Raw genomic sequence first — 14486 nt, 5'->3', positions numbered from 1 at the left:
GGGACCGTGAACACAGGACGAAGGGCGGACCGAGTGCCTCCAGCGCACTCGGGCCGCCCTTCGTCTTCGTGCCGCGGGAAAGTCTCAGACGTTGCTGATCTCCTCGATCAGCGCTTCGACGTCGAAGTGCTCGCTCTCGGAGCCGAGCGGGACGAGCTCGTACGTGGACTCGAGGAACGTCTCGACGTCCTCACGCTCGAGCTCGAACGACGCGTAACCGTCGGGCGACTCGATTTCGAGCGTCAGCAGCGCCTCGTCCTCCGAGAGGTCGGGGCGGACGCGGACGTCACCGAGACCGGCGGGGTCGGTGAGGCCGGTGACGAGCAGCTCACGCGCGAAGGTCCACTCGACCCACCGGCCGCGCTCCGTCCGGAACGACACGGTGACCGCGAACGGTTCGCCGGCGTGGAAGGACAGGCGGGAAAGAACGGGCGTGCTGCTGTTGTTCAGCAGAACGAACTGGCTCTGGTGAATTGCGTCGGTGTGCACGGCCACTCCTCGGTGCTCGTGGTTCGCGCGGCGCGAACTTTTCGTCTCGGGGAGGAGATGGCCGGACGTACGCCGGATGACGCGACTGCGGCGACGTTCACGCTATCGGCTGCACATGTCCATAGTGGTGTAACGCCGGGCACAGACCCCTTGCGTTCGGGCGGGCACCCGTGGTGACGAGGTCGCCGAGCCGGTGTTGCGCAGGATGCAACCCGCGGAACCGATGTTGGCGTCCATTGAGGACTGTCCTCTTTGGAAGCGTGGCCCCCTTCAGGCCCCCTCAGGGCTCCAGTGGCAGCGTCAGTCCGGTCTTGACCCGGTCCATCGCCACCGATGTCGTGAAGTGCCGCACGTTCGGATTGTCGAAGAACATCCGCCGCGTGAACGTCTCGAAATCCGCCATGTCCCGGCAGGTCACCACGAGCACGAAATCCGCGTTGCCGGTGACGTAGTAACACTGCTGGACGTTGTCGTCCGCGAGCACCTGACGCCGGAACCCGTCGAGGACCGCGAGGTTCTCGCGTTCCATCTCGACCATCACCACGAACGTCATCGACAGCCCGAGCGCCCGCGGCGACAGCACCGCCACCTCGCGTTCGATCACCCCGGTCTCGCGCAGCCGCTTGATCCGCCGCTGAACCGCGGCCGCGGACAGGCCCACCTTCGCGCCGATGTGTTCGGCGATCGTGCGGGCGTCGGACTGGAGGCAGGCGAGGATGGCGATGTCCATGCGGTCGAGGTCGGGTGTGTGCACCAGGTCAGGCTAACCGGATGGCTCTCCGGGGTGCCTCTTCTTCGCTCGCGCCTCGGCGCGGCGTGCGTCACCCATTCGGGTGCTCGGCCCGTGTGCCCGGTCACTCCGGGGAGAAGATGAGAATTCTTTGAATTGTGACCCGGAACACAACTGGCGGGTCTACTGAATGGTAGCGCTTACAAGTGAATGGCAGACCTCTCATTTCCCCCGCGAAAGGATTCCTTGGTGCCCTCATCTCAGGCCGCCGTTCTCGCCGGTCTCGGCTCATGGCTGCCTCCGCGCGTGGTGGGCAACGAGGAGATCGCCCAGCGGCTGGACACCTCCGATGAGTGGATCCGCTCGCGGACCGGCATCGCCGAACGCCGGGTCGTCGACGCGGGGACGTCCACTGTGGACCTCGCGGTCGAGGCGGGGCGCCGGGCGCTGGCGTCGGCGGGCGAGACCGCGGCGGACGCCGTCGTGCTCGCGACGTCGACGGCGGACCAGCTGTGCCCGGCCAGCGCGCCCCAGGTCGCGACCGAACTCGGGCTGAACGGCGCCGCCGCGTTCGACGTCAACGCCGTGTGCAGCGGGTTCGTCTACGGGCTCGCCACCGGCGCCGGGCTGATCGCCGCCGGGATCGCGCGGCGGGTGCTGGTGATCGGCGCCGACGTCTTCACCTCGCTCGTCGACCCCGAAGACCGCGGCACGGTGCCGATCTTCGGCGACGGAGCAGGCGCCGTCCTCCTGCGCGCGGGCGACCCTGACGAACTCGGCGCGCTCGGCGCGTTCGACCTGCACAGCGAAGGCGCGCTCGCGGAACTGCTCTGGGTCGAGGCGGGCGGCGCGAAGAACCGCCGCTCGGACGACCCGCGCGACCACTATCTGGTGATGCAGGGCCAGACCGTCTTCCGGCACGCCTGCGCCCGCATGGCCGAATCGGCGCGCACGGTGCTGGACTCCGCGGGCTGGGTGGTCGGCGACATCGACCGGTTCATCGGGCACCAGGCGAACATCCGCATCCTGCAGACCTGTGCGAAGCAGCTCGGGCTCGCGGAGGACGTGATGTACTCGAACATCGAGAAGGTCGGCAACACGAGTGCGGCGTCGATCCCGATCGCGCTGGCCGACGCGGCCAAGGAGGGGGCGCTCCAGCCGGGGCACCGCGTCGTGATGGGTGCCTTCGGCGCCGGGCTGACCTGGGGCTCGACGCTGCTGCGCTGGCCGGACGTCATTCCGGGCTGAGCACGCTCGCCTCCCAGGCGTGCGTCGGCTCCTGTCGCCCGCGCAGCTCGAGTTCCGCGTACGGCTTCCAGTGCGAGCGCTCGTTCTCCAACGCCGCCTCGAGCACCGCCTCGCTCGCCAGGATCCGGCCGTCGGCGGATTTCGCGTACTCGGTCAGGCGGGCGGCCTCGTTCACCGCGTCGCCGATGACGGTGTACTCGAACCGGCTGCTCGTCCCCAGCTGCCCGGCGAAGACCCGCCCGCTCGCGACGCCGATGCCGAGGTCCAGCTCGCCCGTCTCCTGGACGGCGTCCCGGATGGCCCGCGCGGCCGAAAGCGCCGCCGTCGGCGCGTCCGCGAGCCTGGTCGGGGCGCCGAAGACGCAGAGCGCGGCGTCACCCTGGAACTTGTTGACCAGCCCGCCGCGTGCCCCGACCGCGTGCACCACGCTGGTGAAGAACCGGTTGAGCGTCTTCACGAGCTCTTCGGGCGGGGTGCGGCTCGCCAAGGCCGTCGAATCGACGACGTCGACGAACAGCGCCGTCACCTCGCGCACGTCACCCGAAAGGGAGGCGCCGTACTCGAGCGCGTGCCGCGCGACCTCGTCCCCGACGTGCCTGCCGAAGAGATCCCGCATCCGCTCCTGCTCGCGGAGCCCGGCGGCCAGGTCGTTGACCGAGGTCTGGAGCAGGCCGATCTCGCTGGAATCGTCGACTTCGACCACGATCTCCTTGTTGCCGCGCGCGATCTCGTCGAGAGCGACCCGCAGCCGGTGCAGCGGCGTCGCGACGGCCTTCGCGAGCAGGCCCGTCCCGATCGCGCCGACACCGAGGCCGATCGCCGAAAGCATGATCAGGCTCGCGACGTGGTCGCCCTGGCCGAGGTCCGGCGGGGCGGCCACCAGCAGCACCCCGAGGAACGGCACGCCGCTCGCCAGCGACCAGGTGACGACCACCCTGGTGCGCACGGTGACCCTGAGCGTCCCCTTCGGCGGGGTCACCTTGAGCGCGATCGTCATCACCGGCCGCGCGACCCATTCCGCGGCGAGATAGGTGAGGCCGACCGTGGTCAGCCCGCCGAGCCCGATCACCAGCGCCATCCCGAGCGCGTCCATCCAGGACCCGAGCACCCGCGCGAGCGCGCCGAGCACGATCGTGCCGATCAGCCAGAGGGTGCCGCTGACGATCCCCATGTCGACCGGGAGCCGGAGCGCCAGTTCGGCCTCGGCCTTGGTCGGCGGGCGGCCGAACACGAACCACACCGCCGTGCGCCGCTGGAGCCACGCCGTCCACAAGGTGCCGACGATCAGCGACAGCGCGACGATGCCGGCCGCGGTGACACCGAGGATCCAGCCGCGATCGCCGACCTCGCTCGGCAGGCCCTGCAGGAGCAGCAGCAACGCGACCACACCGGCGCCGCACACGCTGGATCCGACGCCGAGCGCGGCGAAGCCGAGACTGGTCCTGAGCACCAGCCGGAACCGGCTCGACATCGTCTTCCCGCGCACCCGGTGATCGTATGACCTCCGGCGGAAAACGGTTCGCCCGTTCTCGGGTGCGCTGGTTACCGTGCGGGTATGGAACCGCTGGACCAGGACGAGATCAGAGCGTCCTTCGTGAACTGCACCCGAGGTGAGGCCAAAGGGGTCACGCTGCCCGCCCGGCCCGAAGAGATCCCTTGGGAGAAAAGGGAATTCCTCGGCTGGCGCGATCCGAAGGCCGCCTCCAGGGCGTATCTCGTGCTGCCGTACCGCGGGGAAATCGTCGGGCTGTCCCTGCGGGCGGCTCCCCGGCCGAAGGGCCGTGTCCTGCTGAGCAACATGTGCGGCCTGTGCACCACGACACATCCGATGTCGGACATCGCGCTGTTCTCCGGCCGTCGCGCCGGGAAATCCGGGCGCGAGGGGAACACGCTCGGCATCTACGCGTGCGCGAACCTCGCGTGCAGTCAGTACATCCGCGGCGAGCTGCAGTCGGACGTGCCGCAGCCGTTCGAGTCCCTGACGCTGGAGGAGCGTGTCTTCCGGCTTGAGGACAAGCTGCACCGGTTCGTCGAGCGGGTGCTGGAGTCACGCTGACGCCTCGTGAGTGGTCAGGACGGTCAGTGAGGGGGTAAGTCGAACGCGGCGCGATCGAATCCCTGGCGCGCAGGCCGTCTTCGCCGACTTCGCGATGAGATGACCGCCCTGGACGGCAGGCTTCCGGACCGGCTTGCGGGCTCACCCCGGCCTGAACTGGTCGTGAGCGGCAAAGAGCGTTAGAACGATCATTACCACTCACGACCCCCGCGCAAAGCGCCCAAATCGGACACAAATGGCGGAATCGGCATCCTTTGTGGACGGTTATGGGCGCGTCAGGTCCAGCGGGCGAGCCTGCGGCAGGCGACACGCCACTTTGACTTACCCCTCGAATACAACCGTCCTAGCCACTCGCGAGCCGCACCCGCTTTCAGAACCGCATTCGCAGGATCCGCCCCATCTTCTTGAACGCCGGGAACAGTCCCGCGACCCACAACTGCGCCCGCATCGACGCCGAGATCCGCGCCTTCACTTCGGGCGTCGCGTAATCCGTCGAGTCGAGTTTCGACACGAGTGTCAAGCCGAGCCGTTCCAGTTCGGAGATCTCGTCGATGCCCCAGTACAGCGTCGCCTTGGCCTTGCGGACCACGGGATTCAGCTTCTGCAGTTTGATCCCCAGCCTGCTGAAGATGTCGAAGACCATTTCGCCGCCTTGCGGGAAATGCGCGATCAGCCGCCTCAGCAATTCCTCGCCTTCGGACGGCCGCAGGTACATCGTCAGCCCCTCCGCGATCACCAGCCCGGGTTTGTCCGACGGGATCTCGTCGAGCCACCCGAAGTCGGTCACGGACGAGCCGATGGTCCGGTAGCCGTCCCGCGCGGGGTAGATCCGGGCGCGCAGGTCGACGACGTCGGGGTAGTCGACGTCGAACCACCGCACCGAAGGCGGCGGGTCGACGCGGTACACGCGGCTGTCCATCCCGCAGCCGAGCTGGACGACGGTCGCGTCCGGGTGTTCCCTCAGGAACGCCGAGGCCCAGTCGTCCATCGGCTTGGCCCGCATCGCGACGGTCAGGCCCATGTCGGGGTTCACGCCGAGCGAAGCGAAGTCGTAGTCGATCTGCTTGACGGCCTCGTCGGCGGCCTTGTCGCCGAGGATCGGCCGGTCGCCGCGGGCGTCGAGCGCCCGGCCGTACAGCGTGGCGAGCATCGTCGCCTTCTCTTCGGTGAACCGGACCTTCTCCACCGCACACCCCCGTCAGAAGTTTCACAACCTTCTGAAAACTCTACCCGTGCGGATCCCCGAGCGCCATCGAGGAAGCGTCAGTCCCGGGTCGTGTAGTCGTGGACGAGGGTCTTGGCGTCGAGCAGATGCCGCAGGGTGATCTCGCGCGCGGTCGCCGCGTCCGAGCCGCGGATCGCCTCGAGGATCGCGCGGTGCTCGTCGACGGCCTTCCGGATCTGCCCCGGAAGCCGTAGTGCCGCCCGCCGTTCCTCGCCGACCAGGGACAGCACCGAACGCAGCAGATCGGTGACGTCGTCATTGCCCGCGTTCTCCGCGATCACCCGGTGGAATTCGGCGTCGGCCGCGATCACGCGCAGCATGTCGCCGTCGGCCGCGGCCCGGTCCATCTCCTCGACGGTGCCTTCCAGCCGGGCGAGCACCCGCGGGGTGTGGTCGAGCGCGAGCCGCTCGGCGAGCGTGGGCTCGACGGTGGTCCGCAGGTCGAACAGCTTCTCGACCAGCTGCTCGTGCTCGGAGAACCAGCCGCGCAGGGGTTGCTCGTCGATCTTCTCGCGGACATACGTGCCCGAGCCCGGCCGCACCTGCACGTAGCCGATGGAGTCCAGCACCCGCAACGCCTGCCGCAGCGAACCGCGGCTGATCCCGAGCTGTTCGCAGAGCGCCCGTTCGGCGGGCAACCTCGATCCGGCGGGGAGCCTGCCCGAATCGATCATCGTGCGCAGATGATCGACGGTCGCACTCCACACCTGTTCGCGCTCGTCGTCGGCCACCGAGTCATCCTCGCAGGTTCGCCCGCTCGTCCGGGACTGTCGGTGGCCGATGCCATCATCGAACGATGACTGGGGTGGCAGGGCTGATCAAGGCATGGGTGCACGGCTGGGCGCTCTCCCGCGGTGTCGGCGTCCCGGTGGCCGAACCGGACGGCTACCGGCTCGACGTCGGGCGTCCCGGGCATCGCGTGAGATATGTGCTGGCGGACGCCTCATCGGTCGCCCGCCGGGCCCGTTCGCTGACCGAGCCGGGAACGTGGCTCAAGGTGAGCGGCCCGAGGGACGAGGTGGCGAAGACGGTCCCGCCGGAATGGGAGGTCGGCCCGCCGGAGTACCTGATGAGCGCCCCGATGGCGCTGCGGCCCGTGCTGGCCGCGCCCGAGCCGTATCGGGCGGAGCTGGTCGGTGACGGCGTCGTCACCGACGTGGTGGTGCGCGCGCCGGACGGGTCACGCGCGGCCACCGGCCGGGTCGCGATCGCCGGCGGCACGGCGGTGATCGACCAGGTCGTGACCGAGCCCGAGCATCAGCGGCGAGGGCTGGGCAGATTCGTCATGCGACGGCTCGACGAGGTGGCGGTCGCCGCCGGAGCGGAACGAGCGGTCCTGGTCGCCACGGAGGAGGGCCGCGCGTTGTACCTGGCGCTCGGCTGGACGGTCGCCGCGGAGATCACCGCGGCTCATCTGCCGGAGGAGAACTGAATGACGGCGAAGACCGTGAAGGCAACGAGTTCTGCGTCTTCCCGCCGAACAAGACATAACGGGCCCGTTGAATGTTCGACTAGACACATCCGGAGCGCGAAAGGAGGTAACGGTGCTTAGGGTGCGGACGTGAGCGCTTTATGACGTGGTGGCACGCGGTAGTGATCTTCGTCGCGGGGCTCTGGGCGGGCACCATCAACACGGTCGTCGGCTCGGGCACGCTGGTGACCTTCCCGGTTCTGGTCGCCCTCGGCTACTCGCCGCTGACGGCGACGACGTCCAACGCGATCGGCCTCGCTCCCGGCACGGTCAGCGGGGCGATCGGCTACCGGGAGGAGCTCAGGGGCTACTGGCCCCAGGTCGCCAAACTCGCCGTGGCGTCGTTCCTCGGCGCGATCTGCGGGACGATCCTGCTGCTCTCGCTGCCGAAGGACGCTTTCGAGACCGTCGTACCCGCGCTGGTCGGCCTCGCGGTGGTGCTCGTGATCGTCCAGCCGCGAGTGGGCGCCTGGGTCGCGAAGCGCCGCGAGGCGAACGGGAAGGTCCACAAGATCGGGCCGCTCCTGCTGTTCCTGATCTTCCTGATCGGCATCTACGGCGGATATTTCACGGCCGCGCAGGGCGTGATGATGATGGCCGTGATGGGGATGCTGATGTCGGAGTCGCTGCAACGGCTCAACGGCGTCAAGAACGCCCTGTCGGCGGTCGTGAACATCGTCGCGGGCGCGATCTACGCCTTCATCGCGCCGGTCAGCTGGCCCGTGGTCGCGCTGCTCGCGGTCGGGTCGACGATCGGCGGCCAGATCGGCGCGAAGATCGGCCGCAAGCTTTCGCCGAAGGTGCTGCGCGGCGTGATCGTCGTGATCGGCCTCGCCGCGATGGTGCAGCTGCTCCTCAAATAGGAACGGCCCGCGCTCCCTCGACGTAATGCGGGTGGACGAAGCGCGGGCCGGCCGAAAGTGTGCTCAGCGCGGGAAATCCCCGGCCGCTTCGAGGAAGAGGTCGTTCTCCTCAGGCGTCCCGATGGTCACTCGCGCGCCTTCGCCCGCGAAGGGACGCACGATCAGCTTGCGCTCCAGCGCGTGCTCCGCGAACTCGGTCGTCCGGTCGCCCAGCGGCAGCCAGACGAAGTTCGCCTGCGTCTCCGGCACCTCATAACCCTTGGCCACCAAGGCGTCCCGGACGCGAGTGCGCTCCGAGACGATCTCCTTGCAGCGTTGCAGCAGCTCGTCGGCCGCGTCGAGCGAGGCGATGGCCGCCGCCTGGGCGATCATGTTCACCGAGAACGCGACGTAGACCTGCTTCAGCGCGACGGTGATCGCTTCCGGGGCCACCGCGTAACCCACGCGGAGACCGGCGAGGCCGTACGCCTTCGAGAAAGTCCGCAGTACCGCGACGTTGTCCCTGCCGCGCGCCAATTCGACGCCGTCCGGCACCTCGGCGTCGGTCACGAACTCCTTGTACGCCTCGTCGAGCACGACGAGCACACCCGAGGGCACGGCGTCGAGGAAACGTTCCAGTTCCGCCCGCCGCACGACCGTCCCGGTCGGGTTGTTGGGGTTGCACACGAAGACCAGCCGCGTCTTCGGCGTGATCGCGGCCACCATGGCGTCCAAATCCAACCCATGCCCCGCTGTCAGCGGCACCTTCACGCTGACGGCGTTCGCCACCTGCGTGACGATCGGGTACGCCTCGAACGAACGCCACGGGAAGACGACCTCGTCGCCCGGGCCGCACAGGGCCTGGATCATCTGCTGGCAAAGGGAAACCGAACCGCAGCCGACGGCGATCCGCTCCACCGGCTCGTTCAGCTCGCGGGCCAGCCGCTCGACGAGCCCGGACGCGGTGATGTCCGGGTACCGGTTGATGCCCTGCGCCGTCTCGGCTATGGCCTGCGCCACACTCGGCAGCGGCCCACCGGGGACCTCGTTGCTCGCCAGCTTGATCGCGCCCTGGATTGTCCGGCCAGGGACGTACTTCGGCAACGATTCGAGATCCGCACGCGGCGAAACAGGTGACATCTTCGGCGCTCCTACGTCTGGGGGACGGCTCCGACACCGTATCCTCCCGCGTCGGCGCAAGCTCCGAATATTTACCTAAGAGTGGTCTGATGGAGGAATGACCCTGACGACCACCGTGGAACACCAGCACGCCGACGGCCACACGCTGCGCCTGACCTTCGCCGAACCGGATGGTGTCGTCCGCGGCGGGCTCGTGGTGCTGCACGAGGAGGCCGAAGAGGTCGAAGAGGGTTTGGGCCTGCTCCTGGCCGGTCTCGCCGGCGAAGGCTGGCTCACCGTTACCCCGCATCTCGACCGGGACGACCTCACGCAGCAGGACCTCCTCGAAGCCACCGACGCGACGCTCGCGTGGCTCGGCGAGCGCGGTATCCAGGCGGATCTCGTCGGTGTCGTCGGTTTCGACCTCGGCGGGACGGCCGCGCTGGTCGTGGCGTCGAACCGCAGGCTGGGCGCGGCGGTCAGCGTCGGCGGGCAGGGGGTCACCGGGCTGCCGGTCCTGGTGGAGATCGCCGGACGGCTCACCAGCCCGTGGCTCGGCATGTACGGCGACGCGGGCGACGAGGCCGGAGGCGCCGAGGTCGAACAGCTGCGTGACGCGGCGGCGACGGCGAACGTCGCGACGAACGTCGTCCACTACCCGGGCGCCAATCACCGTTTCGACGCCGACCCGGACGCGGCCGCGGAGGCCTGGCAGCGCACGCTGAATTGGTTCGACGCCCACCTGCGGTGACCCGGTTCGCGCTAGCATTCCCCTGCAGATGTGACAGGGGAGGGGTCCGATGGCACAGTCACCCAAGGTACCTGCGACGCCACAGGCCGCGTTCGGAGCTTCGGCTCCGGCCTTGGCGCCGGTGGCGGGTCAGATCCGGGATTCCAAGACCGATGCCAAGAAGGGGACCGTCAAGGTCTCCGAGGACGCCGCCAAGAAGCTCGTCGACGCCCTGCTGAAGGCACGGCACGAGCTCAACGCGCTGATCAAGGACTCGACGGAGTTCAACGCGCCGTTGAAGCTGGGCGCGAACTTCGTCGGGCACACGATGAGCGAACGCTTCCAGGGCGCCGCGAACAAGGGCACCGAAGCGGCCGTCCCCGTTCTCAAGGACTTCGCCGTGGTGCTGAAGGACTTCCAGCTCACCGTGATGGCGGCACGGAAGATGTACGTCGCCGCGGACGAGGAGGGCCAGGAGCAGCTCGAACGGGTCGCCCGCCGGTTCGACATGGAGGACATCGTCGACCACGAGCGGAAGGACGAGCACTGATGCGCATCCTGCCCATGCCGTGGCCGCCGCGGGAGCCCGAACCGCAACCGGGCCCCGAACACCTCAACGCCGACATCGACTGGATGAGCTACTCGCATCGGGAGCTCTACGAGATGGTCCACGACGAGCTGGACCTCGCGAGCGCGGAGGCCGTCGCCGCGCAGTGGACGAAGATCAGCGCGTTCCTGGACCGGGTCGGTTCCGAACTCCGGGCCGCGCTCGTCGCCACCGCCGACGGCTGGACGGGCGAGGGCGCGGACAGGGCCCGTGACGCCGCGATCAAGCTCGTCGATTGGGCGGGAGAGACGGGCTGGCGCGCGGAGAACGTCGCGAACTGCGTGCGCCGCCAGGCGGACATCGCCGACACCGCGCGGCGCACGATGCCCGAGCCGCCGGGATACGCGCCGCGGCCCAAGCTGCCGGAGGCGCCGAAACGCCGCCCGATCCCGGTCGCGGATCAGGATTCGACGCAGGCCATGTCGGCCGCGCCCCCGTCGGGAGGCGGTTTCGCCGAGGCGGGGCGGATCGTCGCCGAACCCACCGACGAGAGTTCGCAGGATCTGCACCGGCAGGCGGCCGACGTGATGACGCGGATGCAGCGGAGCTCCGGCGAGGTCTACGAGAACGTTCCGGCCTTCACCTCGTACGGCAAGCAGCCGAAGATCCTCGAAACACCCGAAGAACCGACGCCGAAACCCGAACCGACGCCGGAACCGGTGCCGCCGCCGGACGACTCCACGCGCAGCAGTGGCGTGGACAGTGCAGACAACGCCGCCCCGATCCAGGTGCGGGAGCCGGTCGAGGCGCCGCGTCAGCCCGGCGCGAGCAGCGGCGCCTACGTCCCGCCGCCACCCGGCACCTCCGGTGGGACCCACGAGCAGCTCGGGCAGGGTGGCCGTTCCGGTGCCGGTGGGTTCGGGCCGTCCGGGCCGCAGCCGGGTCAGGTCGCCGGGACCCGGGCCGCGGCCGCGGGGATCGGCGGCGCCGGCGGGATGCCGATGGGGATGATGCCGCCGCAAGGGCAGCAGGACGGCCAAAACCGCAAGACTCCGGACTACCTCGTCGAGGATTCCGACGTCTGGGGTCTCACCGGGCACGTGACCCCGCCGGTCATCGGTGAAGACCCGAGGACCGGCCGCTGATGGACTGGATCCGGTTGCACGTCGGCGAACTGTTCCTCCTCTGGTCGGCGCACGGGCGCGACGAACTGCCCGCGGTGCTGGAGATCCCGCACGTCGGGCGGACACCGGAGTTCCGCGCGGAACTGGTGGCCACGGCGAGCGCGACGCTGTCCGAACGCGGCCTCGGCACGGTCGACTCGCCCGCGCCCGAGCTGGTGCGGCTGCTGCACACCGTCGCGAACAGCGAACTCACGCTGGACCTGAGGCTCGACGGTGACCCGGCGTACCGGGCCGTCGGATGCGTGTCCGACCGCGGGGCGGTCGCGATCGGCGTTGCGGGCACCGACGTCGAGCTGACCGAGCTGCGGGAGCCGCTCGTCGCCGCGACGCTGCTGCAGGCGCTGCCGCCGTGCGAGCAGGGTCGGGGCCTCTCGGTCAATCTGCGCGTCGACGACTACACAGCCGCGTGCGAGGCGGGGGAGCGCGGCGGGCAGCCCGCCTTCTCCGACGTCCTGCGCGACGCCGGGCTGCGGGAACCCGAGGTCATCGTGATGGTGCGCATCGCGACACAGCGGATCGGCGGCGGGCGGCTCGGCGCGGCCAGGAAGTCGTGGGAGGGCCGCTGGGTACGCAGCGAAGGGACGCTGACCTGGGTGGACACCCCCGACGGCCGCTACGGGCTCCGTCGCGATCGAGGGTGGCTGACCGTCACACCGCTCGACGCCTCGCGGCTCAAGACGATGGCGTACGAGCTGTTCACGGGGGCTCGCCAGTTCGGTTAACGAGGGTTAACATCGCGGGGTGACGCACACCGCCGACGCCCCAGAAGTGCTCTGGCGCCCTGAGCCGAGCCGCCTGCCCGACACCAAGATCGACGCGTTCCGCCAATGGCTGCGCACCGAACGCGGCGTGGAGGCCGACGACTACAACGCGTTGTGGGAGTTCTCCGTCCAGCGCGGGCCGGAGTTCTGGTCCGGCGTCGCCGACTTCCTCGGCGTGCGCTGGCATGACGCGCCCGGCGCGGTGCTCACCGGCGAGATGCCGCACGCGCGATGGTTCGAAGGTGGCACGCTGAACTACGCCGAGCACTCGCTCATGCCCGGTGTCGCGGGCGCCGCGAAGGCCGATGACGAGGTCGCCGTGATCTTCCACCGTGAAGACGGCCTCTCGTCGCAGCTGACGTACGGCGCTCTGCGGTCCGCCGTCGCCTCCGCGCGGGAAGGGCTGCGCAAGCTGGGAGTGTCCAAAGGGGACAGGGTCGTCGCGCTGGCGCCGAACTGCCCGCAGACGCTGATCGCCTTCCTCGCCACCGCGAGCCTCGGCGCGATCTGGTCGTCGTGCTCGCCGGACTTCGGCGTCCGCGCGATCACCGACCGCTTCGCGCAGATCGAGCCGAAGGTGCTGATCGCGGTCAACGGCTATGTCTACAATGGACGATGGTTCGACAGCCGGTCGACGGTGAACGCCCTGCGGGACGAGATCCCCACGCTCGAAGCGACCGTGCTCGTCGACTACGCCGGCGGCCGCCTCGACGGCACGCTCGACTGGGACACACTGCTCGCCGGCAACGCGGGCACGGAACTGGCCTTCGAGCCCGTCGAATTCGGCCACCCGCTGTGGGTCCTGTACTCCTCGGGGACCACCGGCCTGCCGAAGGGCATCGTCCACGGCCACGGCGGCATCACCCTCGAACACCTCAAAGCCCTTGCCCTGCAAAGTGATCTCGGACCCGGCGATCGGTTCTTCTGGTTCACCACCACCGGCTGGATGATGTGGAACTTCCTCATCTCCGGCCTGCTGACCGGCACCACGATCGTGCTCTTCGACGGCAGCCCGGGCCACCCGGACCTGAACGTGTTGTGGCATTTGGCCGAGCAGCACCGCGTCACCTTCTTTGGCACGTCGGCGCCGTACATCCAGAGCTGCCTGAAGGCCGGGATCAAACCAGCCGAGCGGTACGACCTCACCGCGTTGCGCGCCTTGGGCTCCACCGGCGCGCCGCTGAGCGTCGAGGGCTTCCGGTGGATCGTCGACGAGGTCGGCAAACGTGTCCAGATCTGCTCGGTGTCCGGTGGCACGGATCTCTGCGCGGCGTTCGTCGCGTCTGCCCCGGACGTCCCGGTCTGGCTGGGTGAACTCTCGGTCCGCGCGCTCGGCGCCGCCGTCGCCGCGTTCGACGAGGCCGGGAAGCCCGTGGTGGAGACGGTCGGCGAACTGGTGATCACCGAGCCGATGCCGTCGATGCCGGTGTTCTTCTGGAACGACCCGGACGGCTCGCGGCTGCGCGAGGCGTACTTCGAGATGTACCCGGGGATCTGGCGGCACGGCGACTGGATCCGGATCACCGGACGCGGCTCCGCCGTCATCTACGGGCGCAGCGACTCGACGCTCAATCGTGGCGGCGTCCGGATGGGCACGGCCGAGTTCTACCGGGTGGTGGAGTCGTTCGACCAGGTCGCGGACTCGCTGGTGATCGACACGTCGGCGGCGGGCAACGAGGACGGGCAGCTGCTGTGTTTCCTCGTGCTGGCCGAAGGCGCGTCACTCGACGAGGTCGAGCCCGCCCTGCGCAAAGAACTGCGCGGGGCCCTCTCGCCGCGGCACGTGCCCGACCGGTTCGTCCAGGTGAGTGAGGTGCCCCGGACGCTCAACGGCAAGAAATGCGAGGTTCCGGTCAAGAAGATCCTTTCGGGTATTTCACCTGACCGCGCCGTCAGCCGGGATGCCCTGCTGAACCCCGACGCCCTTGTACCGTTCGTGGAGCTGGCAAGGAGCTAGGCCGCGTCCTGCGAGTCACGTTCGCGGTCTTCGCGCCCAGGCGGCCCCTGACGGCACGGGCGGTCCAGCCGCTTGCACCGTCGGGAACCACCTGGATCACGAAGCCCATCGAACGGGCTCACAGGAC

General features: G+C 69.2%; 15 protein-coding genes. 9 read left to right on the top strand and 6 right to left on the bottom strand.

Annotated elements, in window-relative coordinates; all coding sequences use genetic code 11:
• Window positions 1-84: 84 nt before the first annotated feature.
• Window positions 85-489, bottom strand: coding sequence for an SsgA family sporulation/cell division regulator (locus tag BLW75_RS22795; protein WP_034319994.1), 405 nt, complete (start codon window positions 487-489; stop codon window positions 85-87).
• Between the two features lie 280 nt (window positions 490-769).
• Complete coding sequence (locus BLW75_RS22790; protein ID WP_034319786.1) at window positions 770-1243, bottom strand: Lrp/AsnC family transcriptional regulator; 474 nt, start codon at window positions 1241-1243, stop codon at window positions 770-772.
• A 225-nt stretch (window positions 1244-1468) separates the two neighbouring features.
• Here BLW75_RS22790 and BLW75_RS22785 point away from each other — a divergent pair, with 225 nt between their 5' ends.
• Window positions 1469-2467 carry a beta-ketoacyl-ACP synthase III gene (locus BLW75_RS22785; protein ID WP_091598144.1) on the top strand — a complete coding sequence of 333 codons (999 nt, stop codon included), beginning with the start codon at window positions 1469-1471 and terminating at the stop codon, window positions 2465-2467.
• Here the strand turns inward: BLW75_RS22785 and BLW75_RS22780 are convergent.
• Window positions 2454-3938, bottom strand: coding sequence for an adenylate/guanylate cyclase domain-containing protein (locus BLW75_RS22780; protein WP_034319792.1), 1485 nt, complete (start codon window positions 3936-3938; stop codon window positions 2454-2456). The two genes, BLW75_RS22785 and BLW75_RS22780, sit on opposite strands and share 14 nt — an antisense overlap.
• A gap of 84 nt (window positions 3939-4022) precedes the next feature.
• Here BLW75_RS22780 and BLW75_RS22775 point away from each other — a divergent pair, with 84 nt between their 5' ends.
• Window positions 4023-4523 carry an FBP domain-containing protein gene (locus BLW75_RS22775; RefSeq protein WP_034319795.1) on the top strand — a complete coding sequence of 167 codons (501 nt, stop codon included), beginning with the start codon at window positions 4023-4025 and terminating at the stop codon, window positions 4521-4523.
• Between the two features lie 370 nt (window positions 4524-4893).
• On the opposite strand, the gene BLW75_RS22770 is transcribed toward BLW75_RS22775, so the two are convergent.
• Together BLW75_RS22770 and BLW75_RS22765 are read right to left on the bottom strand one after the other, a co-directional pair.
• Window positions 4894-5709, bottom strand: coding sequence for a class I SAM-dependent methyltransferase (locus tag BLW75_RS22770; protein ID WP_034319799.1), 816 nt, complete (start codon window positions 5707-5709; stop codon window positions 4894-4896).
• Window positions 5710-5786: 77 nt separating this feature from the next.
• Entirely contained in the window at window positions 5787-6479 is a 693-nt protein-coding gene (locus BLW75_RS22765) for a FadR/GntR family transcriptional regulator (RefSeq protein ID WP_034319802.1), read from the bottom strand.
• 74 nt (window positions 6480-6553) lie between these two features.
• On the opposite strand from BLW75_RS22765, the gene BLW75_RS22760 reads away from it, so the two are divergent.
• Entirely contained in the window at window positions 6554-7180 is a 627-nt protein-coding gene (locus tag BLW75_RS22760; protein ID WP_034319805.1) for a GNAT family N-acetyltransferase, read from the top strand.
• Window positions 7181-7320: 140 nt separating this feature from the next.
• The gene (locus tag BLW75_RS22755) at window positions 7321-8082 is read left to right on the top strand and encodes a sulfite exporter TauE/SafE family protein (RefSeq protein WP_034319808.1); all 762 of its coding nucleotides are present in this window, start codon (window positions 7321-7323) and stop codon (window positions 8080-8082) included.
• A gap of 63 nt (window positions 8083-8145) precedes the next feature.
• On the opposite strand, the gene hisC is transcribed toward BLW75_RS22755, so the two are convergent.
• Window positions 8146-9201 carry a histidinol-phosphate transaminase gene (gene hisC / locus BLW75_RS22750; protein ID WP_034319811.1) on the bottom strand — a complete coding sequence of 352 codons (1056 nt, stop codon included), beginning with the start codon at window positions 9199-9201 and terminating at the stop codon, window positions 8146-8148.
• Window positions 9202-9298: 97 nt separating this feature from the next.
• Here hisC and BLW75_RS22745 point away from each other — a divergent pair, with 97 nt between their 5' ends.
• From BLW75_RS22745 to BLW75_RS22725, 5 genes are all read left to right on the top strand, one after another.
• Window positions 9299-9931, top strand: a complete 633-nt coding sequence (locus BLW75_RS22745; RefSeq protein ID WP_034319814.1) for a dienelactone hydrolase family protein — start codon at window positions 9299-9301, stop codon at window positions 9929-9931.
• 49 nt (window positions 9932-9980) lie between these two features.
• Window positions 9981-10460, top strand: a complete 480-nt coding sequence (locus tag BLW75_RS22740; protein ID WP_241783956.1) for a hypothetical protein — start codon at window positions 9981-9983, stop codon at window positions 10458-10460.
• 113 nt (window positions 10461-10573) lie between these two features.
• Complete coding sequence (locus BLW75_RS22735) at window positions 10574-11602, top strand: PPE domain-containing protein (RefSeq protein ID WP_395766720.1); 1029 nt, start codon at window positions 10574-10576, stop codon at window positions 11600-11602.
• On the top strand, window positions 11602-12363 hold the full coding sequence (locus BLW75_RS22730) for an ESX secretion-associated protein EspG (RefSeq protein ID WP_034319820.1): 762 nt from the start codon (window positions 11602-11604) through the stop codon (window positions 12361-12363). Before BLW75_RS22735 ends, BLW75_RS22730 begins: the two co-directional genes overlap by 1 nt.
• A gap of 19 nt (window positions 12364-12382) precedes the next feature.
• Window positions 12383-14359: an acetoacetate--CoA ligase gene (locus BLW75_RS22725; protein ID WP_034319822.1), complete on the top strand. Its 1977-nt coding sequence runs from the start codon at window positions 12383-12385 to the stop codon at window positions 14357-14359.
• The last annotated feature ends 127 nt before the right edge of the window (window positions 14360-14486 follow it).

The organism is Amycolatopsis lurida (assembly GCF_900105055.1).
Lineage (GTDB): Bacteria > Actinomycetota > Actinomycetes > Mycobacteriales > Pseudonocardiaceae > Amycolatopsis > Amycolatopsis lurida.
Note: the sequence above shows the minus strand (reverse complement) of the source record. Positions and strands in the feature narration are given on the sequence as shown.

Excerpts from the sequence above, each read along its gene's own strand:
- BLW75_RS22740 (WP_241783956.1), top strand. The coding sequence starts at position 9,981 with ATGGCACAGTCACCCAAGGTACCTGCGACGCCACAGGCCGCGTTCGGA.
- hisC (WP_034319811.1), bottom strand. The coding sequence starts at position 9,201 with ATGTCACCTGTTTCGCCGCGTGCGGATCTCGAATCGTTGCCGAAGTAC.
- BLW75_RS22755 (WP_034319808.1), top strand. The coding sequence starts at position 7,321 with ATGACGTGGTGGCACGCGGTAGTGATCTTCGTCGCGGGGCTCTGGGCG.
- BLW75_RS22735 (WP_395766720.1), top strand. The coding sequence starts at position 10,574 with ATGGTCCACGACGAGCTGGACCTCGCGAGCGCGGAGGCCGTCGCCGCG.
- BLW75_RS22745 (WP_034319814.1), top strand. The coding sequence starts at position 9,299 with ATGACCCTGACGACCACCGTGGAACACCAGCACGCCGACGGCCACACG.
- BLW75_RS22730 (WP_034319820.1), top strand. The coding sequence starts at position 11,602 with ATGGACTGGATCCGGTTGCACGTCGGCGAACTGTTCCTCCTCTGGTCG.
- BLW75_RS22780 (WP_034319792.1), bottom strand. The coding sequence starts at position 3,938 with ATGTCGAGCCGGTTCCGGCTGGTGCTCAGGACCAGTCTCGGCTTCGCC.
- BLW75_RS22775 (WP_034319795.1), top strand. The coding sequence starts at position 4,023 with ATGGAACCGCTGGACCAGGACGAGATCAGAGCGTCCTTCGTGAACTGC.